At 60.4% G+C, this 14,607-nt stretch carries 15 protein-coding genes; 7 read left to right on the forward strand and 8 right to left on the reverse strand.

Features of this window, described 5'->3' with window-relative positions; translation table 11 throughout:
• The first annotated feature begins 48 nt into the window (after positions 1–48).
• Complete coding sequence (locus GDV60_RS05515) at positions 49–1,407, forward strand: aromatic acid/H+ symport family MFS transporter (protein ID WP_159906545.1); 1,359 nt, start codon at positions 49–51, stop codon at positions 1,405–1,407.
• An 81-nt stretch (positions 1,408–1,488) separates the two neighbouring features.
• Here GDV60_RS05515 and GDV60_RS05520 read toward each other — a convergent pair whose 3' ends face one another.
• Entirely contained in the window at positions 1,489–2,292 is an 804-nt protein-coding gene (locus GDV60_RS05520; RefSeq protein ID WP_159906547.1) for a SirB1 family protein, read from the reverse strand.
• A 185-nt stretch (positions 2,293–2,477) separates the two neighbouring features.
• On the opposite strand from GDV60_RS05520, the gene GDV60_RS05525 reads away from it, so the two are divergent.
• Positions 2,478–3,497 carry a Glu/Leu/Phe/Val dehydrogenase dimerization domain-containing protein gene (locus GDV60_RS05525; protein ID WP_029295541.1) on the forward strand — a complete coding sequence of 340 codons (1,020 nt, stop codon included), beginning with the start codon at positions 2,478–2,480 and terminating at the stop codon, positions 3,495–3,497.
• 53 nt (positions 3,498–3,550) lie between these two features.
• On the opposite strand, the gene GDV60_RS05530 is transcribed toward GDV60_RS05525, so the two are convergent.
• Complete coding sequence (locus GDV60_RS05530) at positions 3,551–3,811, reverse strand: YebG family protein (RefSeq protein ID WP_003188807.1); 261 nt, start codon at positions 3,809–3,811, stop codon at positions 3,551–3,553.
• Positions 3,812–4,296: 485 nt separating this feature from the next.
• Here GDV60_RS05530 and GDV60_RS05535 point away from each other — a divergent pair, with 485 nt between their 5' ends.
• From GDV60_RS05535 to GDV60_RS05545, 3 genes are all read left to right on the forward strand, one after another.
• Positions 4,297–4,485 carry an antitoxin gene (locus tag GDV60_RS05535; protein WP_159906549.1) on the forward strand — a complete coding sequence of 63 codons (189 nt, stop codon included), beginning with the start codon at positions 4,297–4,299 and terminating at the stop codon, positions 4,483–4,485.
• Positions 4,475–4,744, forward strand: coding sequence for a type II toxin-antitoxin system RelE/ParE family toxin (locus tag GDV60_RS05540; RefSeq protein ID WP_070996835.1), 270 nt, complete (start codon positions 4,475–4,477; stop codon positions 4,742–4,744). Before GDV60_RS05535 ends, GDV60_RS05540 begins: the two co-directional genes overlap by 11 nt.
• A 206-nt stretch (positions 4,745–4,950) precedes the next feature.
• A complete protein-coding gene (locus tag GDV60_RS05545; RefSeq protein WP_029295539.1) occupies positions 4,951–5,400 on the forward strand; it encodes a phosphate-starvation-inducible protein PsiE in 450 nt (149 codons plus the stop codon).
• 1 nt (position 5,401) lies between these two features.
• Here the strand turns inward: GDV60_RS05545 and GDV60_RS05550 are convergent, their stop codons facing one another.
• From GDV60_RS05550 to GDV60_RS05560, 3 genes are all read right to left on the reverse strand, one after another.
• A complete protein-coding gene (locus GDV60_RS05550) occupies positions 5,402–5,719 on the reverse strand; it encodes a DUF3509 domain-containing protein (protein WP_133715550.1) in 318 nt (105 codons plus the stop codon).
• Positions 5,720–5,976: 257 nt separating this feature from the next.
• Entirely contained in the window at positions 5,977–7,266 is a 1,290-nt protein-coding gene (locus GDV60_RS05555; protein ID WP_070996839.1) for a serine/threonine transporter, read from the reverse strand.
• A gap of 60 nt (positions 7,267–7,326) precedes the next feature.
• Positions 7,327–8,703 carry an L-serine ammonia-lyase gene (locus GDV60_RS05560; protein ID WP_159906551.1) on the reverse strand — a complete coding sequence of 459 codons (1,377 nt, stop codon included), beginning with the start codon at positions 8,701–8,703 and terminating at the stop codon, positions 7,327–7,329.
• A gap of 138 nt (positions 8,704–8,841) precedes the next feature.
• Between GDV60_RS05560 and GDV60_RS05565 the strand changes: the two genes are divergently transcribed.
• Both GDV60_RS05565 and GDV60_RS05570 read left to right on the forward strand, forming a co-directional pair.
• Entirely contained in the window at positions 8,842–9,789 is a 948-nt protein-coding gene (locus GDV60_RS05565) for a LysR substrate-binding domain-containing protein (protein ID WP_029295534.1), read from the forward strand.
• Positions 9,790–10,001: 212 nt separating this feature from the next.
• A complete protein-coding gene (locus tag GDV60_RS05570; protein WP_029295532.1) occupies positions 10,002–10,409 on the forward strand; it encodes an HPF/RaiA family ribosome-associated protein in 408 nt (135 codons plus the stop codon).
• A 199-nt stretch (positions 10,410–10,608) separates the two neighbouring features.
• On the opposite strand, the gene fecA is transcribed toward GDV60_RS05570, so the two are convergent.
• The 3 genes from fecA to GDV60_RS05585 form a co-directional block, all read right to left on the reverse strand.
• Positions 10,609–12,954 (reverse strand): TonB-dependent Fe(3+) dicitrate receptor FecA, encoded by a 2,346-nt coding sequence (gene fecA, locus GDV60_RS05575; protein WP_159906553.1) that lies wholly within the window; start codon positions 12,952–12,954, stop codon positions 10,609–10,611.
• 90 nt (positions 12,955–13,044) lie between these two features.
• Positions 13,045–13,989, reverse strand: a complete 945-nt coding sequence (locus GDV60_RS05580; protein ID WP_029295527.1) for a FecR domain-containing protein — start codon at positions 13,987–13,989, stop codon at positions 13,045–13,047.
• Positions 13,986–14,474, reverse strand: coding sequence for a sigma-70 family RNA polymerase sigma factor (locus tag GDV60_RS05585; protein ID WP_029295525.1), 489 nt, complete (start codon positions 14,472–14,474; stop codon positions 13,986–13,988). Before GDV60_RS05585 ends, GDV60_RS05580 begins: the two co-directional genes overlap by 4 nt.
• Positions 14,475–14,607 lie beyond the last annotated feature (133 nt).

The following is a 14,607-nucleotide window of genomic DNA, read 5'->3' on the forward strand; positions in this document are numbered from 1 at the left end:
CCAGCTCCCACAAGTGATACCCCATAAAAACAAAACAGGTACCTTGCGATGCACAATCAGATTGCCAGCTTTCGCGCGGCACTCGACGCCCGTCCGGTGTCGCGCTATCAGTGGTTGATTCTTCTGTTGTTGGCGTTGTTGCTGGTGACCGATGGCTACGATGCCCAGGTGCTGGGTTACGTGGTCCCGGCCCTGGCCCAGGACTGGGGCCTGGAAAAAGCCGCCTTCGGCCCTGTGTTCAGTGCCAACCTGCTGGGGCTGACCCTCGGCTCGCTGGCCGTGACGCCCTTGGCTGATCGCTTCGGCGTGCGCCGAATTTTGCTCGCTTGCGTACTGATCTACGCCAGCCTCACGGTGTTGATGGTGTTCGCCAATTCCCTCGAAACGCTGATGGTCGCGCGTTTTATCTGCGGCATTGGCATGGGCGGCGCGATGCCCAGCGCCATGGCGTTGATGTCGGAATACTCGCCACCGCGTATGCGCACCTTGATGGTGACGTTGGCGGCCTGTGGCTTCTCGTTCGGCGGGGCGGCGGGTGGTTTTGTTGCGGCGGGCTTTATCGACAGCTTCGGCTGGCAGGCGGTGTTCCTCGCCGGCGGCGTGACGCCATTGCTGTTGTTCCCGTTTCTGGCATGGCTGCTGCCTGAGTCCTTACCGCGTTTGTTGCGCGATGCGCCGCCCTATGCGCGCCTGCAAAAAGTCACGGCGCGCATGCTGCCCGGCTGGCAGGCACCGGCGGCCAGCGAACAACAGAATCGCCAGGAACAGGGCAGCAAACTGACGGTGGTGGAGTTGTTCCGCAATGGTTATGCGCGGCCAACGTTGCTGATCTGGTCGACCTTTTTCGTCAGCCTGATCCTGCTGTATTTCATGATCAGCTGGTTGCCGTCACTGTTGCTGGAAAGTGGCATGGCCTTGAATAAAGCCAACCTGGTGACCTCGATGTTCCTGTTCGCCGGCACCTTGGGCGCGATTGGCATGGCCTGGTTTGCCGACCGCCTGAAAAGCAAAGTGCGCTTGCTCTCGGGTGTGCTGGCGGCAGCGGCGGTGTGCACGATTCTGCTGGGGCTCAATCACGATAACCCGCGTTACCTGGTGGCATCTGTGTTTGCGGCGGGCTTTTGCATCATTGGCGGCCAGTTGACCCTCAATGCGTTTGCCAGCAACTTCTACCCGGCCCATGTGCGGGCCACTGGCACGGGATGGGCGTTGGGTGTCGGGCGCTTTGGTTCGATCCTGGGGCCACTGTTTGGCAGCATGCTGCTGGCGATGCATGTACCGGTGCAGCAGATTTTCTTCTTCTGTGCGATTCCGGCGGTGATTGCCGCGTTACTGATCATTCAGGTGCGTTCGCCCGAGGCCAAGGCGCCAAAAGATTCACTGCGTGGCGATATCCTCAAAACCTGAAGAACACCATGCTTATCTGTGGGAACTGTCGAGCCCGGCGCGGCTGCGATGGGGGCGACGCGGTCTAACGGTCGCCCCCATTCAATGCACCACCGCGCCAGGTGGCAGGTGGCCCAGGCGTTCAGTCAGTCTGAGTCGCTGCACCGGATCCTCGCTGAGCAACAGCGCATGCTCAAGGTCGAAGCGCTCGGCATTCGGGCAATCCAGATGCTTGTACAGACTGGCCCGCGCCAGATAGTCGGCGGCATTGGCGTCGCCCAGTTCCAGCACCCGTTCGGCATCGATCAGCGCCGCGAGGTGATTGTCATTGGCCACGTGCAGTTGCCGCAGGTTGCGCGACAGCCGTTGCAGGATCAGCCGCGGTTCGGCGCTGCGCAAGTGTTCGGCTTGCAGCTTGAGATTGGGGCCGTACTGGCGTTGCAGCAATTCGCGGCAGTCGTTGGGGTACAGCCGTCGCCCGCCACAGGGATCGAGCAAATGATCGGCACCGCTCACCCGTAGCAGGAAGTGCCCCGGAAAGTTGACCCCGGCCATGGGAATCCCCAGGCGCCGCGCCAACTCCAGGGCAATCAGACCCAGGGCCAGGGGCTGCCCGCGTCGACGCTGCAACACCTTGTCCAACAGCGCGGCGGCGGGGCGCAAGGGGGTGAAGTCGTCCTGGGCGAACCCCAGGTCATTCATTATCCGCAGCAACGGCTGGCCCAGTTCATCGGCCGGCAGCAGCGGCATGCCGAGGCTGACCTGCTGGTGCAGCACAGTGAAGTCAGCCAGGATCGCCCGTGGCTCTACGGTAGGGTCGTGCTCGGCAGCGATCCATAAGGCGGCTTCAAACAGCGCCGGAGGCGAGCGGTGCAGGCAGTCGAAAAAGGCTTGGCGGGGATTCATTGCATTCTCCGTCGGATGTCCCGTTTTAGCCTTGCCGAGAACTTTCGTCCAGTCCCTTAGGACCTGGCCTACCTGGTTATGTCGCAAAGCCTGTAATTACGGGCTGCTTATTCCTGCGCGCTCCTGCAACCTTTTCCCGGCGGCCTATACTTGGCGACTACAAGCAGTCATTCGGGAGCTCGACGATGTTTGCTCTCATGCACAGCACCCGCGTTGAATCCCTGCACCTGAGCGTTGACCCGGTGACCGGGTTGAAGGCGGTCATTGCCATTCACAGCAGTCGCCTGGGGCCGGCCCTGGGTGGCTGTCGCTACCTGGCTTACCCCGACGACGAAAGCGCCGTGGCCGACGCCGCACGCCTGGCCCAGGGCATGAGCTACAAAGCCGCGCTGGCCGGTTTGCCGGTAGGCGGCGGCAACGCGGTGATCATCCGTCCCGCCCATGTCGAAAGCCGCGCCGCGTTGTTCGAAGCCTTCGGCCGGTGTATCGAGCAGCTCGATGGCCGCTACATCACTGCCATCGACAGCGGCACTTCCGTGGCCGACATGGATTGCATCGCCCAGCACACACGTTTTGTCACCAGCACCACCGCCGCCGGCGACCCGTCACCCCATGCGGCCATGGGCGTATTCGCCGGCATCCGCACCGCCGCCATGGCCCGCCTGGGCAGCGACAACCTCGAAGGCCTGCGAGTGGCAATCCAGGGCCTGGGCAACGTCGGCTACGCCCTGGCCGAACAACTGCACGCCGCCGGCGCCGAATTGCTGGTGAGTGATATCGACCCTGGCAAAGTGCAACTGGCCATGGAGCAACTGGGCGCCCACCCGATTGCCAACGATGCGTTGCTCAGCACCCCGTGCGACATCCTCGCGCCCTGCGGCCTGGGCGCCGTGCTCAATCGCCAGAGCGTCGCCCAACTGCGCTGCGCCGCCGTGGCCGGCTCGGCCAGCGCACAACTGACCCACCTGCAAGTGGCCGACCAGTTGGAGGCACGTGGCATCCTCTACGCACCGGATTACGTGATCAACTCCGGCGGCCTGATCTACGTCGCCCTCAAGCACGGTGGCGCGGACCTGGCGACTATCACCGCACACCTGTCCAACATCGGTACACGCCTGACCGAAATCTTCGCCCACGCCCAAGCTGAAAAACGCTCACCCGCGCGGGTTGCCGATGAACTGGCCGAGCGCCTGCTGTACGCCTAGCACTTATTAAAAAGGCCCTGAATCATCGATTCAGGGCCTGTTCAATTCGGGCTTTATTCCGCCGCGGGGTTCAGCAACTCGGACAGCGCGTCCGGCTGGCTCTTGAACGCCTTGGCAAACACATCGCGATTCTTCGCCATGTAGATCCCGGCTTCCTCCACCTGCTGCTCACTGAGGGACGGCACGGCTTTTTGCAACACTTCTGCGAGCAACTCAGCGAGTTCAAGCATCTTGTCATGACGGTCAGCTTCGGCTTTATCCATGAACAAACGCTCCAGATCTCGGCTGCTGCGGTATACCACTTCGACGGCCATTCACCACCTCACATGCCTTCACGATAGTTGTCTATTGCGACTACTGTATTTATATACAGCTAAAAGGATAAGCCAATCCAGGGGGTTTGGGTAGCAGCTTTTTAATGTAGTCGGGAAATGGGGCTTTGCTACAAAGGAAAATTTCTGACAACTTGCCGGGGTTGCGCTGGATTTGTCCGGTGGCTTACCTTCCTCGGGCGCTGCGTATGCAGCGATTGGGCTTGTCGGCCCGGTAGAAGATAGCGCAACAACCCCCATCAAGAACGCTGGTGTTTTTACGCCTGCTTTCCTGTGTCGAGGCGGGGTGCTGGGTTTCTTCTTAGCGGTCCGTCACCCAATCTGCTTGGCGGCAGACGGTGCTGGATATCCATTCGATCAAGAAGAGATACGCCATGCCCACCCCCCCAGACTCACTTCATCGCTTTGAGCACGACAGTCAAAACAGCAACGACTAGACTCCTTCTTCATCAACAATGGAGGCTTTTATGGACACTTCCTTTTCTTCTGCTACCCCCGCAGAGAGTGAAGAGCAGGCCGACAGCTATGACCGGTGGTTTCGCGCCAAGGTGCAAGCCGCTCTTGATGACCCAAGGCCAGGTATTCCTCATGATGAGGTGATGGCTGAGATGCGCGCCCTGATCGCATCCAAGCGCAACAAAGGCGATGCTGATTGAGTGGGCGCCCGCAGCGCGGGAGCAACTCCAGCAAATTATTAGTTACATCAGTGACCGCAATTTAGTCGCAGCACTTGAGCTAAACCAGGCAATAGAAGCCTCTGTACTGGCTCTGTCCCGTAGGCCCCATCTTTACCGACCCGGACGTGTTATCGGCACGCGGGAGATGGTGGTTCATCCAAATTATCTGGTTGTTTATCAAGTGACGGACTACATCCGGGTACTCTCGGTCTTGCATGCGCGCCAACGGTATCCCTGATAAACCGGCCTCTCGGATGCTCAGAGTTAATGTGTTTTTCTGTATGCGTGTCTCCTGTCATTCCACCATCATCTCATTCTGCAATCTCTGGCCTTCTTTCTGCATGCAGAGAAATCGTCATGCCAAACGGGCAATATCCCCCGGGCCAAAGCATGGCTTAGGCAATGGCAAACAGTTGGCTATTTTTTAAACAGTGGTGGTGAGTAATGACAGAAATGAAGTGGGCCGACAAAGTGCGCAAAAGCTTGCACGCAAACGCAGATTCCCTGGGCAATCTGGCGGTGGAGGCGTTTCACTATCTGGCGCTGTTTGGCATCGGTGCAATCACTGCCTATGCGGCTGTGCTGACCTTTATCGACATGTTGCAAAAAGGTGGCATCAGCGTTGATGACATCCTGTTGCTGTTTATCTACCTGGAGTTGGGCGCCATGGTGGGGATCTATTTCAAGACCAACCACATGCCCATCCGCTTCCTGCTCTACGTGGCAATCACCGCATTGACCCGTCTGCTGATCGGCGACGTGTCTCACCACAATGCCCCGGACCTGGGCATCATTTACCTGTGCGGTGGGATTCTGCTGTTGGCGTTTGCCATCCTGGTGGTGCGCTTTGCGTCGTCGCGCTACCCATCGGTCAAGGAAAAGTCCGAGTCCTGAGTCAGAGCCCGGCCGTGATCGACGGCCGGTTGCTCGGTGGGCGCTGCAGCAGTTTGTGACTGTCGCCGTCGGTCATCACCGCCAGGATCTCCATGGCGCTGTGCCCCTGTTCAATGGCAATACCGAATTGCACGCTTTGCACCAGGCGTTTGAGGCGTTGTGGGTCGTTGCGCTGTTCAGCGCTGATCATGCGTTTGGCAACCACGCCGCTGTCGTCGGAGAGGGTCAGCATGATGCTGCCGTCCAGGCGCTGGATGCTCAGGTTGACCCGGTATTTTGGGGTGAACGTGTCGGTGATCAGCTGAAAAGGATTGTCCATGGTGCGTTACCGCCTGATAAGAACATGCACTGATTGACGACCGGTATCGGGATTGGTTCGTGTTGCCTGACCACCGGTCACAAGCTCCGTTTTCCTTCAGTGGGTGTACAGCAAGGGGCGTGCCGTACAGGCATTTTTCAGACGACGAGCTGCCCCTGTGGGAGCGGGCTTGCCCGCGATTGCGGTGGATCAACCAAGCATTTAGTGACTGACATACCGCCATCGCGGGCAAGCCCGCTCCTACAGGGTGATCTGTTTCAGGGCACCAGCGAGAAAATGACCGCAGACAGCGCAATCAACCCCAGCAGCACCACAAATACGTTCGATACCTGGCCCGAATACTGGCGCAGCGATGGCACGCGGCGGATGGCGTACATCGGCATCAGGAACAGCAAGCACGCGATGATCGGCCCGCCCATGGTTTCGATCATGCCCAGGATGCTTGGGTTGAAGGTGGCGACGGCCCAGCAACTGAGGATCATGAACACGGCGGTGCAACGTTCCAGCCAGCGCGCCGACAGGGTGCGGTTGCGCCCGCGCAGGGATTTGACGATCAGGCCCTGGAAGCCTTCGCTGGCGCCGATGTAGTGGCCGAGGAAGGATTTGGTGATGGCCACCAGCGCGATCAAAGGCGCAGCGTAGGCGATCACCGGGGTCTGGAAGTGGTTGGCCAGGTAGGACAGGATCGAGATGTTCTGTGCCTTGGCGGCCGCGAGGTCGGCGGGCGACAGTGCCAGTACGCAACTGAAGCAGAAGAACATCACGGTGAGCACCATCATGCCGTGGGCCATGGCCAGGATGCCGCTGCTCTTGCGTTCGGCTTGGGCGCCGTACACGCGTTTCTGGTCCACCGCGAAGGCCGAGATGATCGGCGAATGGTTAAACGAAAACACCATCACCGGAATCGCCAGCCACAGGGTCTTGAAGAATGCCGGCAGGGGCATGCCCTCGCTGGCCGAAGCGAAGAACGCACCGTTCCAGTTGGGGATCAGGCTCAGCGCCAGCAACAGCAAGGCGGCGACAAACGGGTAGACCAGCACGCTCATGGCCTTGACGATCACGCCCTGGCCGCAACGCACAATGGCCATCAGGCCGAGGATCAGTACCAGGGACAGGATCGCCCGTGGGGGCGGGGTCATGTGTAGTTGGTGTTCCATGAAACTGCCGAGGGTGTTGGTCAGCGCGACGCTGTACACCAGCAGGATCGGGAAGATGGCGAAAAAGTACAGCAGGGTGATCAGCTTGCCGGCGCCAACGCCGAAATGTTCTTCCACGACGTCCGTAATGTCGCCGGATTTGCCCGACAGCACAAAGCGCGTCAGCCCACGGTGGGCGAAGAAGGTCATGGGGAAGGCCAGCAGCGCCAGGATGATCAATGGCCAGAAGCCACCGACCCCGGCGTTGATCGGCAGGAACAGGGTGCCGGCACCGATGGCGGTGCCGTAGAGGCCGAGCATCCAGGTGGTGTCGTGCTTGGTCCAGCCGGTGGTTACGGTTTGCGTGACAGAAGCGGGATTTTCGGCAGCAGGTGTACGTACATCGGTCATCGTTATTGCCTCGTTATTATTTTTGCGCGGGCTCACGTATGGGGCGGGTAGTCGTGCTCCTCAGCACTCCACCCAACTGACAGCCAGGCCGCCCCGTGAAGTTTCTTTGTATTTGTCATGCATGTCGGCGCCGGTATCGCGCATGGTGCGGATCACCCGGTCGAGGGAGATAAAGTGCTTGCCGTCGCCGCGCAGGGCCATTTGCGTGGCGTTGATGGCTTTGACGGCGGCGATGGCATTGCGCTCGATACAGGGCACCTGGACCAGGCCACCGACTGGATCGCAGGTCAGGCCGAGGTTGTGCTCCAGGCCGATTTCGGCGGCGTTTTCCAGTTGCTCGGGGGTGGCGCCGAGAATGTCCGCCAGACCTGCGGCGGCCATGGCGCAGGCCGAGCCGACTTCGCCCTGGCAGCCGACTTCGGCGCCGGAGATCGAGGCGTTTTTCTTGCACAGGATGCCGACGGCGGCGGCAGCCAGAAAGAAATTGACCACATCATCATCAGACGCGTCGGCGTTGAATTTCATGTAGTAGTGCAGCACTGCCGGAATGATCCCGGCCGCGCCATTGGTCGGCGCGGTGACCATGCGCCCACCGGCGGCGTTTTCTTCGTTGACGGCGAGGGCGAACAGGTTGACCCATTCCATGGCCGACAACGTTGAAGTGATCACATTCGGTTTGCCTATTTCCAGCAGGCTACGGTGCAGCTTGGCGGCGCGGCGCGGTACATCCAGGCCGCCGGGCAAGATGCCCTCATCACGCAGGCCCTGCTCGACGCACTCGCGCATCACCGACCAGATATGCAGCAGGCCGCTACGGATGTCTTCGTCAGTGCGCCAGGCGCGCTCGTTGGCCATCATCAATTCGGAAACCCGCAGGCCGTGCTTGTTGCACAGGGCCAGCAGTTCGACGGCACTGGAAAAGTCGTAGGGCAGTTCTACATCGCTGGTGGGAGCAATACCCGACTCGGCTTCCGCGGCCTCGATGATGAAACCACCGCCCACCGAGTAGTAGGTCTGTTCGCTCAACAGGCCGTCTGTCCCGTGGGCATGCAGGGACATGGCGTTGGGGTGGTAGGGCAGGCTTTCCTCCAGCAGCAGGAGGTCGTGCTGCCAGTTGAAGGAGATTTCTTGGGTGCCGGCAAGCAACAATCGGCCTGATTCGCGCAACTGCTGGATACGCGGCCCGATCGAGGTAGGGTCAACCCGATCCGGCCATTCGCCCATCAGCCCCATCACGCAGGCGCGGTCGGTGGCATGGCCCACGCCGGTGGCGGACAGAGAACCGTACAGGCGCACTTCCACGCGCTGGGTTTGCTCCAGCACTTGTTGGTCTGCGAGGGATTGGGCGAAGGTGGCCGCCGCCCGCATGGGGCCGACGGTATGGGAGCTGGACGGGCCGATGCCCACCTTGAATAGATCAAAAACACTGATAGCCATGCTAAAGCCTTACAAGCTATGGAGTAGGAAATCGCTGCCATTGTTTGTAGGACAAGCGGAAGTGGCGCGATACTGCCCCTCTAGATCGGCACTGACCAACGAATTATCCTAAGACACCCTTTAGCAGGACTAAACTCTATGGCCCGCCCCCTGCATGCCCAGACGTATGTCTGGTTGCACGTATTTGCCTGCGCCGCACGGCATCTGTCCTTTACCCGTTGCGCCGAAGAACTGCACATCACACCCGGTGCGGTCAGCCAGCAGATTCGCCAATTGGAAGAGCGCCTGGGCTTTCGCCTGTTTCATCGCCGGGCGCGCGGCGTGGAGTTGAGTGCCGAAGGGCAGCGGCTGGCGATCACGGTGAGCGAGGCCTACGGCAGTATCGATGCCGAGTTGCAGCGCCTGGATGCGGGGATGATCAGCGGCACCTTGCGCCTGCGCTCCATTCCGTCATTCCTCGGCAAGTGGTTGACGCCGCGCCTGCCGCGTTTGCAGCAGCGTTTTCCGGATATCCAGCTGCGACTGGTGGCCGAAGACAGCAGCATCGCCTTGCACGAAGGCGACTTCGATCTGGCCATCGACCTTAACGACGGCAGTTATCCGGGTTTGTTATCCACAGCCTTGCTGGATGAGCAGATATTCCCGGTGTGCGCGCCGAGCCTGTTGCGCGGTCGGCCGCCGCTGCACGGCCCGGCCGACCTGGCCCATTTCCCGTTACTGCACGACATCACCGCTTGGCGTGGGAGTTATGAGTATGCGGAGTGGGAGTTTTACCTGAATGCTATCGGCTATCACGACGCGGACGTGCGGCGCGGCCACACCTTCAACCGCAACCACCTGACCATCGAGGCTGCCATTGCCGGCATGGGTGTGGCGATTGCCCGGCGCACCCTGCTCAATGATGAATTGGAGCGTGGCACCCTGATCGTGCCGTTCGGGCTCGCGGTTGCGAATCACAAACGCTACGTGCTGCTGTATGCGCCAGGCGCGCTGAACCATCCCGGCGTACGTGCGGTGCATGACTGGCTGGTGGAGGAGGCGGAGATTTTTCGCGGATTGCACCCCTTGGGAGAGGGTCAATTGTGAGGATTTACGCAGGTGAGCAGGTGTACCCAACTCCCGACCATAACAGCGCTTTGGGCGGTTGTCAGACTTAATTTGTAATGTAGGATTTATCTTTGCGTAGGGGTTGAATTGTTCTCTCAGGTGCTCAATTGTGTAATCAAGAGGTCATGGTTTCACCGCATCGGTGTTGCAGTTGTGATCTCTGGCGAGCTAGCTGAAATAAGGGAAACACTATGCAAATCCTAGTCAACAGCGATAACCATATTGAAAGCAGCATCCGACTGGAGGAGTGGGTACGTACTACCATTGAGAGCACGCTCGAACGTTATGAAGAAGACTTGACCCGCATCGAAGTCTTTTTGAAGGATGAGAACGGCGACAAGCCGGGCCCCCACGATTTAAGTTGCCGCCTGGAAGCGCGGCCAAAGGGTCATCAACCGATTTCGGTTATCCATAAAGCCGACACCCTGGAACAAGCGATCGACGGGGCGGCCACCAAACTGGATAACGCGCTGGAACATCTGTTCGGCAGGCTGCAAGGCAAGCCGCGTGCAGAGAAAAGCACGCCAAACAACCAAGTCGATGAAGCCGGGCTTGAAGAGGAATTCCTGGAAAACGAACAGGCTGCGCTTAACAGCTGATTGCTGAGTGTTTTTCAACCCCATACAAAACGGGCCTGCAGATGCAGGCCCGTTTTTTTGTGTCTGATGAACGCTTCACTGTGGGAGCGAGCTTGCTCGCGAAGAGCGTAAAGGACAACGCGCAGATCCTGCGGGCACGCGGTGTTCTCAAGCTTTTCGCGAGCAAGCTCGCTCCTACAGTAAGCCGGTAGTCCGGCCGTCAGAATGCGACCGAGGTCTGTACGTACACCGTGCGCGGTTCGCCCACGTATTTGCCCTTGTTGTTGTCGTCAAACGAGCGGGTGTAGTACTGGGTGTTGAAGATGTTCTTCACCCCCACCGCCACATTCAAGTCCGACAATTGCGGGCCGAAGTCATAGGCCGCGCGGCTGCTGAACAGCATGTAGCCAGGAATGCGCCCGGTGCTGCCGTCCACGCTTTCAGCCCGGGTGTTGGCGTTGTCGGCGAATTGGCTGCTCTGGTAGGTGCTGTCCAGGTTCAACTTCCATGCACCTTCGGTGTAGCCCACGCCCAGGGTGCCTTTGTGCTTGGACGAGAACGGCACGCGGTTGCCTTTGTTCGGGCCGTCTTCACGGATGGTTGCATCGACGTAGGCGTAGCTGGCGTACACATCAAAACCGGCCAGCGCCGGGCTCAAGCCATCGAGAGCATAATTGAGGCTGGACTCGATGCCCTGGTGCCGGGTTTCGCCCCGGGCGATCACCGAGTCGTTGGTCTGGTTGCTTTCATACTGGTTGTCGAAGTTGATCAGGAACGCACCGATTTCCGCGCGCAGCGCGCCGTTGTCGTAGCGGGTGCCGACTTCCCAGGTGCGGGCCTTTTCCGGCTTGACCGCGCCGCTGCTCACACGGTTGGGCATCTGGCTGTACTGCACGCTGCCGAAGGAGCCTTCGGTGTTGGCGTACAGGTTCCAGTCGTCGGTCAGGTGATAGAGCACGTTCAACGCCGGCAAGGCGGTGTTGTAGTCGCCCTTGTATTTGACGTTGGTCAGGTTGTTGGTCTGTTGCGACTTGATCATCTCGTATCGGATGCCAGGGGTTATGGTCCACTTGCCGATATCGATCCGGTCGTCGATAAAGAATGCATTGGCTTCGGTGCCACCCCGGGTGTCGCGGTCGTTGCGGCTGTCGGAGTTGGGCAGTTGCTGGTTGGCCGCAATCGGCGTGCGGTAGCGCAATTCATGCCCGGCTTCGTTGATGTAACGGTAGCCCACACCGACTTCGTGGCTGGTCGGGCCGAGGTCGAAGCCCTGGGCCAGGCGCGTTTCCAGGCCGCGTACCCAATACTCGCGCGGTGACAGCGAAAGGAAGCTGCCCTGGTCCAGATAACCGCTGCGCAGGGTCTTGGTAAAGAAGCTGTTGACGGTGAATTCCCGGCGATCTTCCTGGTAGCGGTAGCCGACGTTAAACATCGTACGGCGGCCCCAGAATTTGTCGTAGGGGCGGGTGGACTGATACGGGTCGGCCTTGTAGGCCGCAGTGCTCAAGCCACCGGGCATATCGGCCTGACCTTCGTAGTACTGGGCCATGGCATTGAAGCTGTTGGCTTCGTCCAGTTGGTAGTTGCCCTTGAGGATCAGGTCGTCGATTTGTGTGTCGCTGTGTTCTCGCCAGTCACCGCCGCGGGTGCCGGAATACAGGATCGCGCCGCCCAGGCCGTTGTCGGCGGTGCCACCCGCCAGCAGATTGCCGGTGGTCTTGAAGCCATCATGGCTGGAGGATGGGCTGGTCTCGGTCTGCAGGCCACCCTTGACCGTCGGTGCATCCGGAATCGCCCGGGTCACGAAGTTGACTACGCCGCCGACGTTTTGCGGCCCGTAACGCACGGCGCCGCCGCCGCGCACCACGTCTACTGCATCCATGTTGCCCATGCTGACCGGCGCGAACGACAGTTGCGGTTGGCCATACGGGGCGAAGGGCACCGGAATCCCGTCCATCAATACCGTCGAGCGTGACGCCAGGCGCGGATTGAGCCCGCGAATGCCGAAGTTCAGCGCCATGTCGTGGCTGCCGGTGCCGTTGTTTTCTGGAGCGTTGACCCCGGGAATGCGGTTGAGCACGTCCCTGGCCTGGGTTGCGCCCTGGCGCTCGAACTCTTCGCGACGGATCACATCACGGGCGCCGGGGTGTTCGAAGACGTTGGTTTGTGCGGCATCGCCCAGCCAGTCGCCCACGACATTGGACGTGCCCAGCTCCAGGGTGGCCGGCGCGTTCAGCGGTTGCAGGCTGTAGGCGTTGTTACCTTCGGCGCGGGCTTGCAGGCCGGTGCCCTTGAGCAATGCGTTCAAACCTTGCTCGGTGGTGTAGTTGCCTGTCAGGCCCTGGCTTTGTACGCCGGCGGTCACTTCCGAGCCAAAGGAAATCAGCACGCCGGCTTCACGGCCAAACTGATTCAGCGCGGCCTCCAGGGACGTCGGGGCGATCTGATAAGGCTTGGCCTCGGCCGCCATGGCGTAGGGCAGGGCGCTGAAACTGAGGCTCGCGCCCAGCAGCAAGTGGCGCAGCGTGCGGGTAAGTGGCGTCAGGCGAGTCGGTTGCAGGGGCATGAAGAACGTTCCTCAGAGGTGGGAAACTGGGTGGCTTTCCCTCTCTGTCACGCGAGGTCCGGAAAACGGCTCACGTTTGCCGAAAATAATTTAAACGCGGGCTTCGACGCTGACCCAGTAACGGGTAAAACGTCGCACTTTGACCGGCAGGCTGATTTGCAGCAGGTCGAGGATGCGTTCGCTGTCGTCCAACGGGTAGCTGCCGGAGATCAGCAAGTTCGCCACCTGTGGATCGCACTGCAATTGGCCACGGCGATATCGGCTCAGTTCCTCGAGGAAATCTGCCAGGCGCATGTGCGACGCCACCAGCATGCCGTCGGCCCAGGCGCCCGTATTGGCATCGGTGGGGCGCGGCATATCCCAGCCTTTGCGGGTGAGGTTGGCCAGGTGGGATTTTTCCAGGGTCAGGGGTAGGCCGCTGTAGGACTTGGGTGACATTTGCACCTGGCCGTCCAGCACCGCGACCTGGGTGTGATCGTTGAACTGGCGCACGTTCACCTGCGCCGCCTGAGTGGTGACGATGCCCTGGCTGGTGATGATCTGCAGTGGAGTGTTGGCGCGCAGCAATATCTCGCCTTCGAGCAGGCGGATCAGCCGTTGTGGGCCATCGAATTGCACATCCACCGCACTCGCGGTATTGAGTTGCAGTTGGCTGCCATCGGCCAGTTGTACCTTGCGCCGCTGGCCGAGGGGGCTGCGGTAGTCGGCGGTCAATGGCGGGATCAAGTGCTGCTGGCGCAAGCCCCAGGTCGCTGCCGAACCGGCGCCCAGAATCAACAACAGCTTCAGGGCCTGGCGCCGACTACTGGATTGCGGTGCGTTCAACGCCGCATGGGCCAGGGGCGAGGGCATCCCGCGCAAGCGCTGGTTGACACGCTGTATATGCTCCCACGCCCGTTGATGCTCGCTATGGGCATCCAGCCAATGCTGCCAGTTTGCCTGTTGGCGCGGGTTGAGCGGGCCTTGCTGCATTTGCATCAGCCACTGCACCGCCTGCTCGGCGACTTGGGTCGAGAAGTTCGCGGTGGGGTTCATAGGGCGAAATAGCAGCGCATGGCGGCTTTATTCAGATGACGTTTGACGGTGGCGATGGAGATCCCCAGTTCGGCAGCGATTTGCCCGTAGGTCAGGCCATCGAGTTGGGCCAGCAGGAAGGCACGCTTGACCAGCACTGGCAAACCGTCGAGCAACTGGTCCAGCTCCATCAGGGTTTGCAGGATGATTGCCCGCTCTTCTTCCGACGGCGCAGCGAACTCGGGCATTTGCGCCAGCGCATCAAGGTAGGCGCGTTCCAGGTCCTGGCGGCGGTAGTGGTTGAACAGCACGCGCTTGGCGATGGTGGTGAGGAAGGCGCGGGGCTCGATCAGCGTCGGTGTCTCGCGGGCGGTCAACACCCGGATAAACGTATCCTGGGCCAGGTCTGCGGCACTTTGCGGGCAGCCGAGCTTGCGTCGCAACCAGCCGGTCAGCCAGTGGTGATGGTCGTGATACAGGACTTCGACGGTATTGGACGGCCGCAACGCGAACACTCCGGCAGCATCTGCATGCTTTAGGTAACGAGAATTGTTCGCATTGTAGGCGGCGAGATGGCATTCAGCAATCGGCAGAAGACCGATAGCCGCTTTTATAGCCGCCAGTCACCTGTGGGAGCTG

This window comes from Pseudomonas sp. DTU12.1 (assembly GCF_009873475.1).
GTDB lineage: Bacteria > Pseudomonadota > Gammaproteobacteria > Pseudomonadales > Pseudomonadaceae > Aquipseudomonas > Aquipseudomonas proteolytica.

Bases quoted from the DNA above. Each gene is read 5' to 3' on its own strand.
- GDV60_RS05550 (WP_133715550.1), bottom strand. From the start codon at position 5,719: ATGGACAATCCTTTTCAGCTGATCACCGACACGTTCACCCCAAAATAC.
- GDV60_RS05545 (WP_029295539.1), top strand. From the start codon at position 4,951: ATGACAGAAATGAAGTGGGCCGACAAAGTGCGCAAAAGCTTGCACGCA.
- GDV60_RS05565 (WP_029295534.1), top strand. From the start codon at position 8,842: ATGGCCCGCCCCCTGCATGCCCAGACGTATGTCTGGTTGCACGTATTT.
- GDV60_RS05570 (WP_029295532.1), top strand. From the start codon at position 10,002: ATGCAAATCCTAGTCAACAGCGATAACCATATTGAAAGCAGCATCCGA.
- GDV60_RS05520 (WP_159906547.1), bottom strand. From the start codon at position 2,292: ATGAATCCCCGCCAAGCCTTTTTCGACTGCCTGCACCGCTCGCCTCCG.
- GDV60_RS05525 (WP_029295541.1), top strand. From the start codon at position 2,478: ATGTTTGCTCTCATGCACAGCACCCGCGTTGAATCCCTGCACCTGAGC.
- GDV60_RS05540 (WP_070996835.1), top strand. From the start codon at position 4,475: ATGCTGATTGAGTGGGCGCCCGCAGCGCGGGAGCAACTCCAGCAAATT.
- fecA (WP_159906553.1), bottom strand. From the start codon at position 12,954: ATGCCCCTGCAACCGACTCGCCTGACGCCACTTACCCGCACGCTGCGC.
- GDV60_RS05560 (WP_159906551.1), bottom strand. From the start codon at position 8,703: ATGGCTATCAGTGTTTTTGATCTATTCAAGGTGGGCATCGGCCCGTCC.
- GDV60_RS05530 (WP_003188807.1), bottom strand. From the start codon at position 3,811: ATGGCCGTCGAAGTGGTATACCGCAGCAGCCGAGATCTGGAGCGTTTG.
- GDV60_RS05535 (WP_159906549.1), top strand. From the start codon at position 4,297: ATGGACACTTCCTTTTCTTCTGCTACCCCCGCAGAGAGTGAAGAGCAG.
- GDV60_RS05515 (WP_159906545.1), top strand. From the start codon at position 49: ATGCACAATCAGATTGCCAGCTTTCGCGCGGCACTCGACGCCCGTCCG.
- GDV60_RS05580 (WP_029295527.1), bottom strand. From the start codon at position 13,989: ATGAACCCCACCGCGAACTTCTCGACCCAAGTCGCCGAGCAGGCGGTG.
- GDV60_RS05555 (WP_070996839.1), bottom strand. From the start codon at position 7,266: ATGACCGATGTACGTACACCTGCTGCCGAAAATCCCGCTTCTGTCACG.